Genomic DNA, 14,774 nt, shown 5'->3' with positions numbered 1-14,774 from the left:
GGGTGTGGGGTGTGCGGGGTGTCAATTGTCGATTCTCCTTTGAAGACTCTGACGGAGACGGGTTAGTAGGCGTCCTGTACTGTCACACAAACTCATTAATTCGGTAATGTCATTAATGTAATTCAAGCTATTGGTAAGGAGAAGCAAGGTTTCCAATTCTTTGAGGCTTCCATTCGCAATACCGAGGAACTGAAGATACTCCTTACGATGATTCCGTCCATATCCCTCAGCAATATTGGCAGGCACAGAAACACAGGCTCTCCGAATTTGCGAAGTTAATCCATAAATTTCGTGCTTAGGCATCACTTCTGTTGCTTGATAAACCGCCTTTGCTAATCGCATTGATACTTTCCAGACTTCCAAATCCCGAAAACTCTCCAACCTACCCATACCCTACACCCCAACTACTACAATAATCTCTGTTCCTTGCCCAGGCTGACTCCTAATCGTGAGCTGTGCGTCGATACGCTCTGCCCGTTCGCTCATGCCGAGTAAGCCAAAACCCTCCGAGCAGGGAATACTTCCGACTCCAAAGCCCTGTCCATTGTCTTGCACCCGCAGGCAAACCTGGTCGAGATCATAGACTAGCTCCACTCGAATTTCGTCAGCATTGGCGTGTCTAATCGCATTGGTTAAGGCTTCCTGCCCAATCCGCAGTAGGTTATTCTCGACCTCAGTGGGTAGAGAATACACTGCACCCTCGATCTCATAATACAAAGTAGTATCCATTGCGGTAGCCCTGGTTTGAGCTACGAGACGATGTAGAGCGCTCTGTAAACTGCCCTCCTCCAAAAGCTGAGGACGGAGTGCAAAGACCGATCGCCGCGCTTCAGCCAGTCCAGTTCGCGCCAATTCTTTGATCAGGTCTAGATGTGCCCCAGTTGCTTCTACATCATCCGTTAGCACCTGATTTGCCGCTCCGACCTGAGCCAAAATGCCTGTAAACGCCTGAGCCAGGGTATCGTGAATTTCGCGTGCCATGCGGTTACGTTCTTCTAAAATCGAGGCTGCTTCTGCTTGCTTTTGCAGCGTAATATCTCGTGCCAACCAAATCACCTGCTCGTGCTGAATTGGGGCAATGCGAGCCGAAAACCAGATTTCTCGTTCAGATAGCCACTGGCTGTATTCAACGGTAAGAATTTCTTGGGTTCTCAGCACCTGCTGAATGTAATGCAGAAATTCATCCGCTAGTTCCTGAGCATAAAGTTGATGCAGGGTTGTGCCAATATACTCCTCCCGATGCAACTCTCCATAGGACGGATTTCCTTTGATTGCACAGATCAATTTCCCCTCAGCATCGAAGATACAGATTGGGTCGGGAATAGCTGAAAACAGCGCCCGTAGTTCTGCTTCAGAGGCTTGCAGCGCGATCTCTGCCTGTTTGCGATCGCTAATATCCGCAACCACGCCTTCTATGTATTTATCGGTTGCATTCAGATAACCGGAGTAAAGTCCCCAAAACGCTGTGCCATCTCGTTTTCGCATCTGGATTTCAAAGCTTCGCACTTCCCCATCCCGCTTCAGCAACTCAATGGCGTGTTGGCGAACGTTGGAATCGACATAGTAGCCTGTAGTGTGCTCCAGCCCGATCATCTCCTCTGGTGAATCAAAGCCAAACAGATCTGCAAAGCGTTGATTGGCATCAAGAATTAATCCATCACAAAGGCGAGTTCGGAAGATGCCGACCTGCGAGTTCTCAAAGATCGTGCGGAACTTGGCTTCACTGCGTTGTAACGCCTCTTCTGCCGCCTTACGCTGGGTGGTGTCGTTGCCTACCGATAAAATTTCAACGACCTCTCCCTGGTTGTTAAAGATGGCTTGATTTGACCACTCCATCCAAACGCGCCGACCGTCTCGACACAGGTTTTCACCCTCACCATGCGGGTACAATTGAGGATTGCGAAGTAAATCATGGACGAAGGGTCTCATATCGCGTCCAGAGAGTTCGGCTTCTGGAATAATGCTTTCAAAGACGGTGCGCCCTAAAATTTCATGTTCTTCATAGCCCAGGAGTTTTACCCCATAATCGTTGATGTAGTGAATTCTTCCCTGCGGGCCATAGCGAAGGATAACGGAGTTCGCAGTTTGTAGCAGGTTACGATAGTTCGCTTCACTTTGCCGTAATGCGGCTTCTGCCTGTTTGTGATCGCTAATATCCGCAAGTATGCCTTCGATGTAGTCACCGCCTGCATTCAAATAGGAAGAGAAAAGTCCCCAAAATATTGTCCCATCTCGTTTTCGCATCTGGACTTCATAGCTTCGCACTTCCCCATTTCGCTTCAGTAACTCAAGGAATTGTTGGCGCTCGCTAGGATTGACATAGTAGCTTGCGGTGCATTCCAGCCCAATCATCTCCTCTGGTGAATCAAAGCCATACAGATTGGCAAAGCGTTGATTGGCATCGAGAATTAATCCATCACAAATGCGGTTTCGGAAGATGCCCACCTGCGAGTTTTCAAAGATATTGCGGAACTTGGCTTCGCTACGTTGTAATGCCTCTTCTGCTTGTTGACGCGCTGCGATCGCCTGCTGCAAGGCTTGAGTTCGCTCTTCTACCTCGCTTTCCAGTGTTTTGGCATAGTCTGCTAACTGTTCATACAATCGAGCATTTTCTAGTGAAATCGCTGCTTGAGCCATCAACAGTTTGAGGACTTGTAAGCGATCGCGTTCGAGGTCGGCTTCATCGTAGTGGAGGTCGGCATGGTGCTGTTTTAGGAAAGCATCTACGGCCCAACGAGAGGGTAGCTCTAGAATGCGACCCACTTCGGCACTGCTGATTTTTTCGCGTTGATAGGCCTGCACGACTAAAGATTCTAAAATCTCACGACTCAGATACTCGCGGTCGAAATGCTGGGCGAGTTCATCAGGAACGTCGATTGTGATTTGCATGATTCAGCGTCCGTGCTAGACCTTATTTTATAACCTTAGCTTGCCTTGCTCTGTAGCTACAGTTCCCATGCTCTCGACGAACTGCCGAGTCCGCGTGAATGGCCTAGTCAGGACGTGCTTGATCGGTCACTCTCATCCACGATGGACTCTGTCGCCACCTTTGCGTATACGGGCAATTCTCATCGTGGGCACCCGGCAGGTACCCAGTGCTGATTAAAAACTCGCCCGTGATTTCGCCTCCGGTAAACTTGAATGTTCGTTTGAAACGCTTTACCCATTCCGGCTTCGCTAGCGGATGCTGCGCATCCAACCAGGCCGCGAACGAGCCATGCGCCTGTCTGAGCCGCACGATCTGACCGGCGTTCTCAATAGCGGCGTTTACCTTCAGCCGGTTGCGGATGATTCCCGGATCGGCGAGCAGCCGTGCTCGGTCGGCTTCGTCGTATGCCGCCACGGCGTCGATGTCGAACTGGCTGTAGGCCCGGCGAAAGCCTTCGCGCTTTTTCAAGATTGTCAGCCAGGAGAGTCCCGCCTGGTTAATTCCCAGGATGAGCCGCTCGAAGAGCACGCGATCGTCCCGCACGGGAAAGCCATACTCGCAATCATGATAGGGGCCGTGAATCGGATGCTCCGGTGCGAACTGGCAGTAGCTGATCGGAGAGGCTGCTTCGCTGCTCATCGCGTTTGACCTGTTCGGAGGTTGGGATTCATCGCAGAGTTTAGGATTTTAAGGCGGGCGATCGCGCTCCTCACCTACACAGCATCAACATCCTCATACAAATCAGCAATTTCGATTTGAGCTTCAAGCGTGCTCAAAGTCAGTGTGACGTTGGGATTATCGTATTCCGATAGCAGCCATTGATTAGCGGCAGTCTTGACATAGTGTTCTACGCGGATGCTGTACTGATCAATGAGCAGATATTCGCGGAACCTGTCGATGGTGCGATAGGCAGAAAACTTCTCGCCGTGATCGTAGTCTTGAGTCGATTTGGACAGTACTTCAGCAATCAAGCAAGGATTCATCACTACGTCAGCACGCCCTGTTTGAAGCTGTACAGGTTTCTCAATTACCATCACATCGGGGTAGGTATAAAGGTTTCGATCGGGAATCCAAAGTCGCTGATCGGCATAAAAAGTACGATATGGTTTTCTTTTCAGCGCGAGCTTGAGCAAAACGTAGAGGTTTCCAGCAATGTCGTTATGGTCAGGCGTTCCGCCGGTCATCGGCCTGATTTCCCCATCCACGTATTCATGACGCTCCTCCGAAGCCGTTTCGAATTCTAAGTATTCTTCGTGGCTGTAAGTGCCTTGCTCAATTGCCGGTGTCATGGTTGGCTTGCGGCTCTTTATATAGTGATTTTAGTCATTGGGCTGCTTCTCTTAAACTTGCAAATTGTGACAAAGACGATGAAAATTTGGTTCAGTCTAAGTTTAACGGGTTCCTCTGAGGGCAAGCTCGTCAGTCGACTTCACAGCCTTCGGTAAATTGCTCGCCGTTGGGCATCGTGGCTCCGCAGCGCTTGGCTTCGGCCAGGATGTCGTCAGCAACGGTTGCCCCAGTTAGGTCAGCACCGCGCAGCGCAACGTCGTTGAGGTTGCTATCGGTCAAGTTGGCTCCGGACAGATCGGCATCGGCGAGCACGGCGTCGTCGAAGTCTGAGCTCCTCTGCCCTAGCGGCTTCAGACATCACTGGAAGCAGCACCAGCAGCGAAGCGAATAAGCTTCTAACTGCAATGCGCTCTATTAAAATACGTTCGGTCAGCCCAGCTATTTTCATGAGAAGTCCCTACATGTTTGCAGTGCATTTACAAACAATTTAACCTGTAAATCACAACGCCTCCCTCAAAAATCTGATGCCCCTGATCAGTCCACTCCAACAGAAATGTTATGCGGTGCCCTGCTCGCCATCAGCAGGAATGTCAAAGTGTAAGACATCCTCACGTTTTCCCAACTTTGCGCATAGTGCGATCGCAGGTCTGTCCTCGATACCAGTATTTGCCTGTACGAAAATCACATAAGCTCCACGCTTAGCAGCAATTTCTGTTAGCTTCTCAATCAAGGCCGTTGCGATTCCTTCACACCGATGCTCCAATGCCACAGCAAGATCGTAGATATAGATCTCGCTACGCTCCTGCTCGAACTTCATCAGCTCGTAACTCGGACGGTTCTCGGTATAGGTTTCTACTTCGTTGAATGCTTCGCCGAAGGTTGTAAGTAGCGCTTCCATCAGAAGGACATCCTTTGAGGTGAGATGGCGAATTTCTAACGACATAGGCTACTCAAATCTGCATAGCGCTGCGATAAGCGGCGCTTGATTGATATTAACTAAAGTGGCAGCGAGAGAATTTTCTACTCAAGCGTCCGGTTCATCGCCTTGTTAGGCGTCACATCGTCACTCCTCTTTCAGCACCGGAAATTTATCATACTGCGGAGCATCTCCCCCTATATGATCCCATGAAGCCTTAGAGCCTACGAATAGATGCGCTTCTATCTCAACGCCAGGATCGCCGTTTATGCACCCAAGCGTAAGGCCATGCACTTCCCCATTCCATAGGCCGCAGAGAGTAGAACCGCAATTACTACAGAATCCAATGCCCCATCCACCACTGGAGCTATAAGTCGCGAGGCTCCCTACACTAGTCCATCTAATTTTGCTACCTGGGGCAAGTTCTGCATAGGCAGACGATGCCCCACTAAATGCCTTTCGGCATCTCGAGCAATGACAGGAACGAGCATTCTGGAGAGTACCTTCTAGCTCATATGAAATTGCAGCACAAAAACATTCACCTGAAATCATAATTGTGTCTTGATAGGGACGCCTAACTATTACTTCAGCAGCAGATCCGATAGATAATGCCCCCCCTTCCTGCGAAAGTTATTCAGCAGATTTGCTAGATAATACCGTACCTTCCTGAAATTGTATCGAAGCTTTACTAGATAAGGCTAGGAAATGAAGGTGTTATGCAGCACATCTGATAGTTAATCATAGTGATTGGGGCTTATCGATCGTTTGGTCGAGATAACACCCCGGATAGCTGAGTTATTGAGTATGAAACTTACGACCCAATCGCAGTCGCCTCGCCTGCTAGATCAGGGGATGGAATCGATGCGGCTGAAGCATTTAGGATAGGCTCGAATAATCAATCGGTAGCAGTCAAGATTTCGTCTGCTGTTAATGTCAGCTACTCACTCGCTCTAGGGTTGACACTTTTGGGTCGATAATCTTCTTGCCCAGTCCGGGGAAGTGAATCGCCAGGCAAATTTTGTTACCCGCGCCGAAGATGTGAGTCACTTTGCCTTCCCCAAAGGCAGGATGGCTGACCGGTTCGCCGACGGTCCAGTCGTCGGCATGGGTGCCGGGCCGATCTGAAGATTGTCGCGTTTGGCTGAGTTTGGCCTGGCGCTGGGTTTTGGTCCAGCGTTCGGGTAGGGCGGTGGCGATGTTGGTTTGGATGTAGTCCGGTGGCAGTTCGCCGAGAAAGATTGAGGGCATGGCGGGTGTGCGGTCGGAGCCGTAGAGGCGGCGCAGGCGAGCGTGGGAGATAAACAGTCGATCCTGGGCTCGGGTCAGGCCGACATAGCAAAGACGTCGTTCTTCTTCGATGGCGGCGGCATCGTCGAGGGAGCGATTGCTGGGGAACAGGCCTTGTTCCAATCCGACGAGAAAAACAACCGGAAATTCTAACCCTTTAGAAGCATGGAGCGTCATCAGGGAAACCTCATTCCCCTCATTTTTAGAATCTTCCAGGTCAGAATTGAGCGAGGCGTTGGCCAGAAAGGCGAGCAGCGAGGCGTCTTCACTGTTCTCTTCTTCAAACTGAAGCACCGCGTTGTATAGCTCCTGAATGTTTTGTCCCCGCTCCAGATCGTCTTCCGTGCCCCGGGCCTGGAGCGTTTCCAGATAGCTGGTGTCAGCGAGTACGTCCTGAACAATCTCGGAAGCCGTAGCGCTATCGACCTTGTCCTGCCAGGACTGCACCATTTTGGCAAAGCCCACCACGGCCTTGCCTGAGCGGCCCGCCAGGGTTTTTGCCGAGGTCTCATCGCTGATAATCTCCCACAGCGGCACCCCCAGCTCCTGTGCGGCTTTCTCTAAGTTGTCGATCGTGGTTTTGCCAATGCCTCGGCGAGGCGTGTTGATTACCCGCTTGAGGCTGACGCTGTCTGCCGGGTTCGCCACCAGCCGCAGATAGGCCAGTACGTCCTTGATCTCTCGTCGGTCGTAAAAGCGCAGACCCCCTACCACCCGGTAGGGAATACTGTAGCGGGTCAGCACTTCCTCCAGCGCACGCGACTGGGCGTTGGCGCGGTAGAGGATGGCACAGTCGCCCCAGGACAGCTCAGGATGGTCAAACTCCAAGCTGCGAATCTGACCAACAACATACTCGGCTTCGGCCACTTCGTCATCGGCCCGGTAGCAGGCAATGGTTTCACCTTCGCCACGCGTTGCCCGCAGAATCTTATCGATCCGCTCGGTGTTGTTCTCAATCAGATAGTTGGCGACGTCAAGAATATTGGAAGTCGAGCGATAGTTTTCTTCCAGCTTCACTAGCGTCCGGGTGTCGTCGTCGGGCAGGCCGTCGCCAAAGTCATTCTGGAAGCCCATCAGGATAGTAAAGTCCGCAGCTCTGAAAGAGTAAATCGACTGGTCGGCATCGCCTACCACAAACACCGAGCGATTCTCCCAATCGTCAAAGCGGCCCGCCTGACCGTTGGTGGTCAGCAGCCGCAGCAGGTCGTACTGGGTGCGGTTGGTGTCCTGATATTCGTCTACCAAAATATGGCGAAAGCGGCGGTGCCAGTAGTTCAGCACCTGACTGTTTTGACGGAAGAGCTGTACCGGCAGGCGAATCAGGTCGTCGAAGTCGAGGGCGTTGTTCTCAGCCAGACCGGCCTGATAGTAGCGATAGACTTCGGCAATGGTGCGGCCCTTGAAGGTCTGATTGGCCTGCTCATATTCGGCGGCGTCATAGCCCTGGTTTTTGGCATTGCTGATGGCAAAGCGCACCGATCGCGGATTGAAGGCGCGATCGTCCAGGTTCATTTTAGAAACGACAATGCTCTTGACCAGGCTCTGGGCATCTGACTCGTCAAAAATGCTAAAGGTCTTCGTCCAGCGGTGGCCTGCCTCGCTCTGATATTTTTCGATGTCAAAGCGCAGAATCCGCGAGCAGAGGGCATGGAAGGTGCCAATCCAGAGATGCTTAATGAAGGTTTTGTAGACATAGGAGCGCAGCTGGATTTGCTCGTATTCGCTCAGCGCCTGGAGGGGCTTACCGTGGCGTGCCAGCGCTTCCTGCTCGGCAAACAGCCGCTCCACCCGCTCCTTCATCTCCCGAGCGGCCTTGTTGGTAAAGGTCACCGCCAGAATGTTTTCAGGATCGACGCGATTATTTAGAATTAGGTTGGCAATCCGGTAGGTCAGCGCCCGCGTCTTGCCCGACCCGGCCCCCGCCACCACCAGCAGCGGCCCGCAGAAATGCTCGACGGCGCGACGCTGGGACGGGTTGAGCTGGTTGAGGAAATCTGTGGTGACTGTCATGAAATTGTGCAAACTGCTGGAGGAGTACAGACTGAGGTGAGCCTTTCTCAGTATGCCATCAAGCTTTGGAGACGGGACGCCGAAACCGGGCTTAGGCATCTGGTACAGTTGCGTTGACCGGCAAAAGCTACACCGGAAGCCCCCATGCCGTTTGACATTCCACCACCTGAAAACGCCGACGAAACTGACCTGGTCCATCGCCGCTGGATGATCCACGCCCTCAACCTAGCGGAAGCCGCTGGGGCGGAGGGAGAAGTCCCCGTCGGTGCGGTCATCGTCGGCCCCGATCAGGAACTGCTGGCCGAAGCGGCCAACCGTAAGGAGCGCGATCGCGACCCCACCGCCCATGCCGAAATTCTGGCCCTGCGACTGGCCGGGCAGCGGCTGCAAAACTGGCATCTCAATCAGTGCACGCTCTACGTGACGCTAGAACCCTGCCCGATGTGTGCCGGGGCGATCATCCAGGCGCGGCTGGGGCTGCTGGTCTACGGCGCGAGCGATCCTAAGACCGGTGCCATCCGTTCAGTCCTCAATCTGCCCGACAGCGACTGCTCCTACCATCGCCTGGCAGTGCTGGACGGCATTTTGGCGGCACCCTGTCGGCAGCAGCTTCAGGGCTGGTTTCAGCAGCGGCGGCGCGATCGCTGAGCCCAGACAGGACAGGCGCGAAACTGGCATGAGGCCGCTTTCAATGATCGGCCGGGTCGCCTAGCTTTGAAAGCAAATTCACTCCGTATATCTACTGCCAACCCCATTGGCGGCTCAGTTCTCAATGCTAACTTCCCTTGTCGATCGCTGGCCGATTGCCCAACCGCCTAGCCCAGAAGTCCCTTCGCAGGTCTCGCCCTGGCTGGCCCCGGCGATGTATGTCTTGGGTGAACGGGGTGTTCTGCCTACCTACTTCAGCCGTATTGAGATCCAGGGCGCGGCCCATCTTCCCACTCGCGGTCCCGTCCTGCTCGCGCCGACCCATCGGTCTCGCTGGGATTCGCTGCTGATTGGCTATGCCTGCCGCCAGACCACCGGTCGCTACCCGCACTTCATGGTTACTGCAGATGAATGTACCGGCTTGCAGGGCTGGATGATTCGTCAGCTTGGCGGCTTTCCGGTGAATACTCGGCAGCCCTCGGTGAAATCGCTGCGCTACGGCATCGAACTCCTGGCGCAGCAGCAGATGCTGGTGATCTTTCCCGAAGGCAATATCTACCGCAGCGGCCCCAATCCGCTCAAACCGGGGTTTGCGCGGCTAGCCCTCCAGGCCCAGCGCAGCTGTCCTCAGCGATCGCTCAAAATTGTGCCGATTCACATTCAATACGACCAGCCCTGCCCCACCTGGCACAGCCGGGTTCAGGTACGGATTGGCCCTGCGATCGCGGTTTCCACCTGCTCTAAAAGCTCTCCCAAACAGCAGGCCCAGCAGCTCACCGCGACGCTGCAAACGGTGCTACAGTCCCAGGCGGATTTCCCAGTACCTTAGCTGACCCACATTTTTGGGCGCGTGGTCAATCACCTGGAGCTGCCAGCGACCGCGCACAGGCTGGTTCAACAACCGGCACAGGGTCGGCGTGGTGGACAGAGTGTAGCGCTGACGCAGCCGGGTTTGGCGGCCCAGGGTACGACCCTGGAGTAAAATCGGGCCGCCGCTGGGGGGCAGCAGGGTGAAGGACAGGTCGCCTAAAAACTCGTGATCGGCTTCGATGTAAACCTGGATGTCCTGTAGCTCACCGCTCTGGCTCACCTCGATCGGGCTGCGGATGCCGCGATCGCTGCCGTCGGGAATGTCCAAGGTCGTATTGCCGCTGGCCGTCAGCGTTTCGGTCAGCTGGCGCTGGGCCAGGTAGCGATCGCGGGCCGCCGCGACTGCCCGGTAGGCGTTCACCTTGCCATAGCCAAACCAGCGCGAATGGCCGTTGCTGTCATAGGTGCCATAGCTAAGACCGAGCTGCGGGTCGGGGGTTTCATCAATAATCTTATCGGCGGTATCCTGCAAAATCTGCTTTACCGCCTGGGCGGTTAGGTCGGGGTTGACCGAGAGCATCAGGCCCGCCACCCCCGCCACCACTGGGCAGGCGCTGGAGGTGCCGCCAAAGCCCGAGGCATAGTCCCCCCGGCTGTAGCCCGGCGAGCCAACGCGATCGCTGGTCACCATGCCCAGCCCCGGCAGCCGCTCCTTTACCGGCGGCCCGGTCGAAACCTGTCCCAGGCGCGGCAGCGCCATACTGGGCGGCCCGTTGTTGCTAGGGGCCGCGATCGCCACGTGGCTACCCCAGTTGCTGTAGGCCGCCTTGCGGTTGAGGCTAGTAGAGGCCGAGACGGCAATCACGTCGGGGTGAATCGCAAACCCACCCAGCCATTCGGTCACGCCACGCAGGGCGTTGTTCGGCCAGTTTTGCTCCTGGACTTTGCCATTCACGGGCCGATTGGCATTCCCCGCCGAGAATAGAATGACGCAGCCCTTACCGCCCCGGCCCCGAGTGGCGGCCCGGGTGATGGCACTGCGCTGCCTGAGCGATAGGGGAAAATAGACCGCCGCGGGCGACCAGCTACAGGAGATGACCGCTGCTCCCTGCTCAGTCGCCCAGTCAAACATCTGCTCGATGGTCTCATCGTCCAAAAAGCCGGTGGTCTGAATCGGCATCAGGCTACAGCCTGGGGCCACGCCCACGACGCCGCTGCCGTTTTCCTCCGCCAGGGCTAGCCCGGCCACTGCGGTGCCGTGGTTGTCTTCAGCCTCGCTGGGCAGGGGCAGGGCATCGCGCGATCGCAGATCCTGCGGGCCGACAATTTTACCCAGCCCCTGCAGGTCGGGATGATCCAGGTCAAAGGCATCGTCGGTAATCGCAATCACCACCGAACGGCTGCCCCGGGTCAGGTCCCAGGCCCGCTCGGCGGCAATGTGAGAATTGGCCGACAGGCTGGGGCCGCCCTGGTGGTGCAGGTGCCACTGCTTGGCATAGAGCGTGTCTCCGGGGCGATACAGCGGCGCGGACTCGACGACGACATTGGGCTCAGCGAGCAGCACCTCTGTTCGGCTGGCCAGACGGTTTGCCAGCTTAATCGGATTTTCCTCAGCCGCCGGGGTTACCTGTAGGATAAAGGCCTGGTCTAGGCCCGGGAGCTCCCGTTCGTGCTGGAGACCGAGGGGAGTCGCGATCGCGTCCACTGCTGACAGCAGTATCCCAGGCCCAAACTGAACAGTGATCTGGTCGGTCAGATAGAGCACTGTCTGCGGGCTGGCCGCCAGACTGTAGACATGGCTGGCAAAGCGCACCTCAGCCGCGGCCCGGGCTGAGGCTAGGGCCGCCTCCAGCCGCCCCGCCGGAACCGTCCATTCCAGCAGCTGCCCTTGGGCCACGGGCCGCACCGCTAGTGGCTGAATGATTGGCCTGAGCGCATCGAGCGCCGCCGGGTCAGCGGAGACCAGACGTGTGGTAAAGCGATCGCCCAGCTGTTGCAGCCTTAGCTCCTCGCCGCCGCGCTGGAGGATCTCGCCGCGCTGATCGGCCCGAACGCCCTGAGCGGTGGAGTCAGCCGCCGAACTGCCCAAGCCATTATCCGAGTCACTATGCATAGCGCTGAAGCCTCAATTGCAAATGTCCGGTCGGAGAATAGTCACAGTGGAATCAAGATATTAGCCCCTAATCCTGATAACCTATGTAAGTTAATTTTAAAATGGCCTGCTGTATAGCGTTTTGTTCGCCTGGCTCCGGTGCCGCCAGCCATCAATGGGCCGCTGCTTTCCAGCTTGAATTTACTCGCTTAAAATTTGCCCGCCTAAATTTCAAGGGTTTAAGACTATGACTTCTTTCGCCAAAATTCGGTTTTCCCGGGTCGCTGCTCTGCTAGGACTCGCCAGCTGCGCGCTAATCGGGTATCCGCTCACGGTAAACGCTCAGACACCTGCGGAAACGCCAGACGCCGAGGCAGCTCCAGAAACGCCCGCTGAGGCAACCCGCCCGCTGGATCAGGCTGGGAGTCCCTTAGGAATTGCCTCGGGGGAAGTGCTGATGCAGGAAGCTGAACAGGCTATTTCAGTTCAGGACTATCCCCTAGCGGCGCAAAAGCTCCAGTCGGCGCGGGAGTCGTTTAACAAAATATCTGGCTTTTATCAGCAGCTCTCTGGCGTCTTTACCGGCGTTGACAGCCGGGTCAATGACAGCCTACGGCAGCGCGCTCTGACCGCGGCTGAAATGCGCGACCAGGCTACCTATCAGCTGGCCCTGGTGTATCGCGCCCAGAGCCAGCCGGAGCAGGCTGTACCGCTACTGGTCGAAGTCGTTCAAAGCCAGCAGCCCACCCGCGAACTGGGCCAGCAGGCCTATCAGCAGCTGTTTGAGCTGGGCTTTGTTGAGTTTCCCTACCCCCGGGGCGGTGATTCCCCCAGCGAGTAGGCGATAATAGCAAGGGTTTATTGCTGATAGTTGCTCACTCGAGGGATAAGTATGATTACCCCAGCTCAAGTCGAAACCCTGATTAAACAAGGTCTGCCCGATGCCCAAGTGGAGGTTCAAGACCTCACCGGCGGCGGCGATCACTATCAGGTGGCGGTCGTTTCATCCGCCTTTGAAGGGTTGAGCCTGGTCAAGCAGCATCAGCTGGTCTACCAGGCGGTGCAGGCCGAAATGTCTTCAGAGGCCATTCATGCTCTGTCCCTTAAGACGGCTACGCCCGCCGAGCTGTAGTGCGACATTGCAGTGCGACATTATCGAATTCGCGGCTTACAATTGGTTGAAGTTGTGACCTTGAATAAACGCTATGTCCCCAGAAACGCGAGCAAGAATTGAAACCCTGGTTCAGCAGAATAAGATCATGGTTTTCATGAAGGGCAACAAGCTGATGCCCCAGTGTGGTTTTTCCAATAACGTTGTGCAGATTCTCAACGTACTCGGTGTGCCCTTTGAGACCGCTGACGTTCTTGCTGATCCTGAGATTCGTCAGGGAATTAAAGAATATTCCAACTGGCCGACGATTCCCCAGGTTTACGTCAATGGCGAGTTTCTAGGGGGTTCCGATATTTTGATTGAGCTCTATCAGCAGGACAAACTCCAGGAAATGGTCGAAGTCGCTCTGGCGTCCTAGCGGTTTGCTCCGTAGGGGTTTGGCTATGCCGAATCCCTATAGCAGTTAATAATAATCGGGCTCAGGTTCGGCCTGCGGTCTAACAAAATTAGAAATATCGTAGAGATAGCTAATTGCTTCCTGCTCTACCTGATTAATCAGGTAGGGTTCAATGGCGTCGGCGTGGCGCAGCGAGGCAATATAGCCTTCCAGGTACAGCCTCAGCTCATCTGAGCGATAGCCCTTGTCCCAATAGTCTACAAAGGCATCGGTAATCCGCTGATAGTATCGGATGGTTTTAGCATCTTGGAGCATCGGGGGTAGACCTGTATCGCGATCGCTTGTCAGTCATCATCTCTAATTTAGCGAGTTGCAGGGGCTTTTGGCCCCATCTTTGGTGATAAAAGGCATTCTTCATCGATCCAATACGGATGAAGCCAAATCTACCGTAACGGCGATTACAAAACCTGAACAGTAGCTCTGTTAGTCTTTGAATGATCAAATTATTAGCGGCATTTTAATGCACTGATTGTTCTGTGAGCGCCTGTATTCAAATTGTTGAAGGAAATCCCCACCTCCGGGCCTTGCTCAGCTGGCACCTCCAGCAGGCAGGCTACCAGGTTCATCAGGCCGCAGATATTACCTGGGCACAGGAAACGTTCCAAAGACGCCAGCCCGATCTGGTGATTCTAGAACCGGAGCTCGCGAACGAAAGCGGCTTGGAGCTTTGTCGCTGGCTCCAGCATCGCGGCAGCCCGCTGGTGCTAATCCTATCGGCTCGTACCGCTGAGCGGGATGTGGTGGCTGGCCTGCGGGCCGGGGCCGATGACTATCTCAAGAAACCCTTCGGCATGCAGGAGTTTTTGGCTCGGGTCGAGGCCCTGACCCGCCGCAATCGCAAGCGCATCGCGCCGGCTTCCCTCAGCAGCGGCGACCTCAACATTGACCTGGTGCAGCGGCGAGTCCGCTATAAAGACGAGTTTATTGACCTAACGCCCCAAGAGTTTAGCCTGCTCTACGTGCTGACTCAGGCCGAGGGTTCCCCTCTAACCCGGGCCGATCTGCTGCGTCGGGCCTGGCCCGATGCTATCGACAATCCCCGCACCGTCGATACCCACATCCTTTCCCTGCGCAAAAAGATAGAGGACGACCCGCGCCAGCCGAGCATCATCCAGACGGTGCGTAACGTCGGCTATCGGCTCAACGTGGAGCGTATCCAGGCGCGGCCAGAGCCGGTGGCCGCCGTCCCCAGCAGCCACATTGCCTAGCTCAAGCTGGTCCTGC

Annotated in this window: 16 protein-coding genes; 6 read left to right on the top strand and 10 right to left on the bottom strand. The window is 55.1% G+C overall.

Annotated features, from left to right (window positions below):
- Positions 1 to 21 precede the first annotated feature (21 nt).
- The 8 genes from IQ241_RS26435 to pcrA all read right to left on the bottom strand — a co-directional run bounded on the left by IQ241_RS26435 (position 22) and on the right by pcrA (position 8,432).
- Positions 22 to 390, bottom strand: coding sequence for a four helix bundle protein (locus IQ241_RS26435; protein ID WP_193905859.1), 369 nt, complete (start codon positions 388 to 390; stop codon positions 22 to 24).
- A 3-nt stretch (positions 391 to 393) separates the two neighbouring features.
- Positions 394 to 2,889, bottom strand: coding sequence for a PAS domain S-box protein (locus tag IQ241_RS07810; RefSeq protein ID WP_193905858.1), 2,496 nt, complete (start codon positions 2,887 to 2,889; stop codon positions 394 to 396).
- A 103-nt stretch (positions 2,890 to 2,992) separates the two neighbouring features.
- Entirely contained in the window at positions 2,993 to 3,568 is a 576-nt protein-coding gene (locus IQ241_RS07805) for a DNA-3-methyladenine glycosylase I (RefSeq protein ID WP_193905857.1), read from the bottom strand.
- A gap of 74 nt (positions 3,569 to 3,642) precedes the next feature.
- Positions 3,643 to 4,218: a Uma2 family endonuclease gene (locus tag IQ241_RS07800; protein ID WP_193905856.1), complete on the bottom strand. Its 576-nt coding sequence runs from the start codon at positions 4,216 to 4,218 to the stop codon at positions 3,643 to 3,645.
- A 130-nt stretch (positions 4,219 to 4,348) separates the two neighbouring features.
- Positions 4,349 to 4,573: a pentapeptide repeat-containing protein gene (locus IQ241_RS07795; protein ID WP_228021485.1), complete on the bottom strand. Its 225-nt coding sequence runs from the start codon at positions 4,571 to 4,573 to the stop codon at positions 4,349 to 4,351.
- A gap of 202 nt (positions 4,574 to 4,775) precedes the next feature.
- Positions 4,776 to 5,162, bottom strand: coding sequence for a GNAT family N-acetyltransferase (locus IQ241_RS07790; RefSeq protein WP_193905854.1), 387 nt, complete (start codon positions 5,160 to 5,162; stop codon positions 4,776 to 4,778).
- Positions 5,163 to 5,282: 120 nt separating this feature from the next.
- Complete coding sequence (locus tag IQ241_RS26425; RefSeq protein WP_193905853.1) at positions 5,283 to 5,687, bottom strand: GFA family protein; 405 nt, start codon at positions 5,685 to 5,687, stop codon at positions 5,283 to 5,285.
- A gap of 381 nt (positions 5,688 to 6,068) precedes the next feature.
- A complete protein-coding gene (pcrA, locus tag IQ241_RS07780; RefSeq protein ID WP_193905852.1) occupies positions 6,069 to 8,432 on the bottom strand; it encodes a DNA helicase PcrA in 2,364 nt (787 codons plus the stop codon).
- 144 nt (positions 8,433 to 8,576) lie between these two features.
- Between pcrA and tadA the strand changes: the two genes are divergently transcribed.
- Both tadA and IQ241_RS07770 read left to right on the top strand, forming a co-directional pair.
- Complete coding sequence (gene tadA, locus IQ241_RS07775; protein ID WP_193905851.1) at positions 8,577 to 9,080, top strand: tRNA adenosine(34) deaminase TadA; 504 nt, start codon at positions 8,577 to 8,579, stop codon at positions 9,078 to 9,080.
- A 124-nt stretch (positions 9,081 to 9,204) separates the two neighbouring features.
- Positions 9,205 to 9,909, top strand: a complete 705-nt coding sequence (locus tag IQ241_RS07770; RefSeq protein ID WP_193905850.1) for a lysophospholipid acyltransferase family protein — start codon at positions 9,205 to 9,207, stop codon at positions 9,907 to 9,909.
- Here the strand turns inward: IQ241_RS07770 and IQ241_RS07765 are convergent.
- The gene (locus tag IQ241_RS07765; RefSeq protein WP_193905849.1) at positions 9,877 to 12,003 is read right to left on the bottom strand and encodes a S8 family serine peptidase; all 2,127 of its coding nucleotides are present in this window, start codon (positions 12,001 to 12,003) and stop codon (positions 9,877 to 9,879) included. The genes IQ241_RS07770 and IQ241_RS07765 overlap by 33 nt on opposite strands.
- 226 nt (positions 12,004 to 12,229) lie before the next feature.
- Between IQ241_RS07765 and IQ241_RS07760 the strand changes: the two genes are divergently transcribed.
- The 3 genes from IQ241_RS07760 to grxD all read left to right on the top strand — a co-directional run bounded on the left by IQ241_RS07760 (position 12,230) and on the right by grxD (position 13,511).
- Positions 12,230 to 12,823, top strand: coding sequence for a hypothetical protein (locus IQ241_RS07760; RefSeq protein ID WP_193905848.1), 594 nt, complete (start codon positions 12,230 to 12,232; stop codon positions 12,821 to 12,823).
- A gap of 51 nt (positions 12,824 to 12,874) precedes the next feature.
- Positions 12,875 to 13,114: a BolA family protein gene (locus IQ241_RS07755; protein WP_193905847.1), complete on the top strand. Its 240-nt coding sequence runs from the start codon at positions 12,875 to 12,877 to the stop codon at positions 13,112 to 13,114.
- A 73-nt stretch (positions 13,115 to 13,187) separates the two neighbouring features.
- The gene (gene grxD / locus IQ241_RS07750) at positions 13,188 to 13,511 is read left to right on the top strand and encodes a Grx4 family monothiol glutaredoxin (protein ID WP_193905846.1); all 324 of its coding nucleotides are present in this window, start codon (positions 13,188 to 13,190) and stop codon (positions 13,509 to 13,511) included.
- Between the two features lie 45 nt (positions 13,512 to 13,556).
- Here grxD and IQ241_RS07745 read toward each other — a convergent pair whose 3' ends face one another.
- Positions 13,557 to 13,805 carry a DUF6761 family protein gene (locus tag IQ241_RS07745; RefSeq protein WP_193905845.1) on the bottom strand — a complete coding sequence of 83 codons (249 nt, stop codon included), beginning with the start codon at positions 13,803 to 13,805 and terminating at the stop codon, positions 13,557 to 13,559.
- Between the two features lie 221 nt (positions 13,806 to 14,026).
- On the opposite strand from IQ241_RS07745, the gene IQ241_RS07740 reads away from it, so the two are divergent.
- On the top strand, positions 14,027 to 14,758 hold the full coding sequence (locus IQ241_RS07740) for a response regulator transcription factor (RefSeq protein ID WP_193905844.1): 732 nt from the start codon (positions 14,027 to 14,029) through the stop codon (positions 14,756 to 14,758).
- Positions 14,759 to 14,774 lie beyond the last annotated feature (16 nt).

The organism is Vasconcelosia minhoensis LEGE 07310, from assembly GCF_015207255.1.
GTDB lineage: Bacteria > Cyanobacteriota > Cyanobacteriia > Phormidesmidales > Phormidesmidaceae > Vasconcelosia > Vasconcelosia minhoensis.
The sequence above is the reverse complement of the archived record's forward strand: the minus strand, read 5'-3'. Positions and strand labels throughout refer to the sequence as shown.

Excerpts from the sequence above, each read along its gene's own strand:
- IQ241_RS26435 (WP_193905859.1), bottom strand. The coding sequence starts at position 390 with ATGGGTAGGTTGGAGAGTTTTCGGGATTTGGAAGTCTGGAAAGTATCA.
- IQ241_RS07810 (WP_193905858.1), bottom strand. The coding sequence starts at position 2,889 with ATGCAAATCACAATCGACGTTCCTGATGAACTCGCCCAGCATTTCGAC.
- IQ241_RS07805 (WP_193905857.1), bottom strand. The coding sequence starts at position 3,568 with ATGAGCAGCGAAGCAGCCTCTCCGATCAGCTACTGCCAGTTCGCACCG.
- IQ241_RS07800 (WP_193905856.1), bottom strand. The coding sequence starts at position 4,218 with ATGACACCGGCAATTGAGCAAGGCACTTACAGCCACGAAGAATACTTA.
- IQ241_RS07790 (WP_193905854.1), bottom strand. The coding sequence starts at position 5,162 with ATGTCGTTAGAAATTCGCCATCTCACCTCAAAGGATGTCCTTCTGATG.
- IQ241_RS26425 (WP_193905853.1), bottom strand. The coding sequence starts at position 5,687 with ATGATTTCAGGTGAATGTTTTTGTGCTGCAATTTCATATGAGCTAGAA.
- pcrA (WP_193905852.1), bottom strand. The coding sequence starts at position 8,432 with ATGACAGTCACCACAGATTTCCTCAACCAGCTCAACCCGTCCCAGCGT.
- tadA (WP_193905851.1), top strand. The coding sequence starts at position 8,577 with ATGCCGTTTGACATTCCACCACCTGAAAACGCCGACGAAACTGACCTG.
- IQ241_RS07770 (WP_193905850.1), top strand. The coding sequence starts at position 9,205 with ATGCTAACTTCCCTTGTCGATCGCTGGCCGATTGCCCAACCGCCTAGC.
- IQ241_RS07765 (WP_193905849.1), bottom strand. The coding sequence starts at position 12,003 with ATGCATAGTGACTCGGATAATGGCTTGGGCAGTTCGGCGGCTGACTCC.
- IQ241_RS07760 (WP_193905848.1), top strand. The coding sequence starts at position 12,230 with ATGACTTCTTTCGCCAAAATTCGGTTTTCCCGGGTCGCTGCTCTGCTA.
- IQ241_RS07755 (WP_193905847.1), top strand. The coding sequence starts at position 12,875 with ATGATTACCCCAGCTCAAGTCGAAACCCTGATTAAACAAGGTCTGCCC.
- grxD (WP_193905846.1), top strand. The coding sequence starts at position 13,188 with ATGTCCCCAGAAACGCGAGCAAGAATTGAAACCCTGGTTCAGCAGAAT.
- IQ241_RS07745 (WP_193905845.1), bottom strand. The coding sequence starts at position 13,805 with ATGCTCCAAGATGCTAAAACCATCCGATACTATCAGCGGATTACCGAT.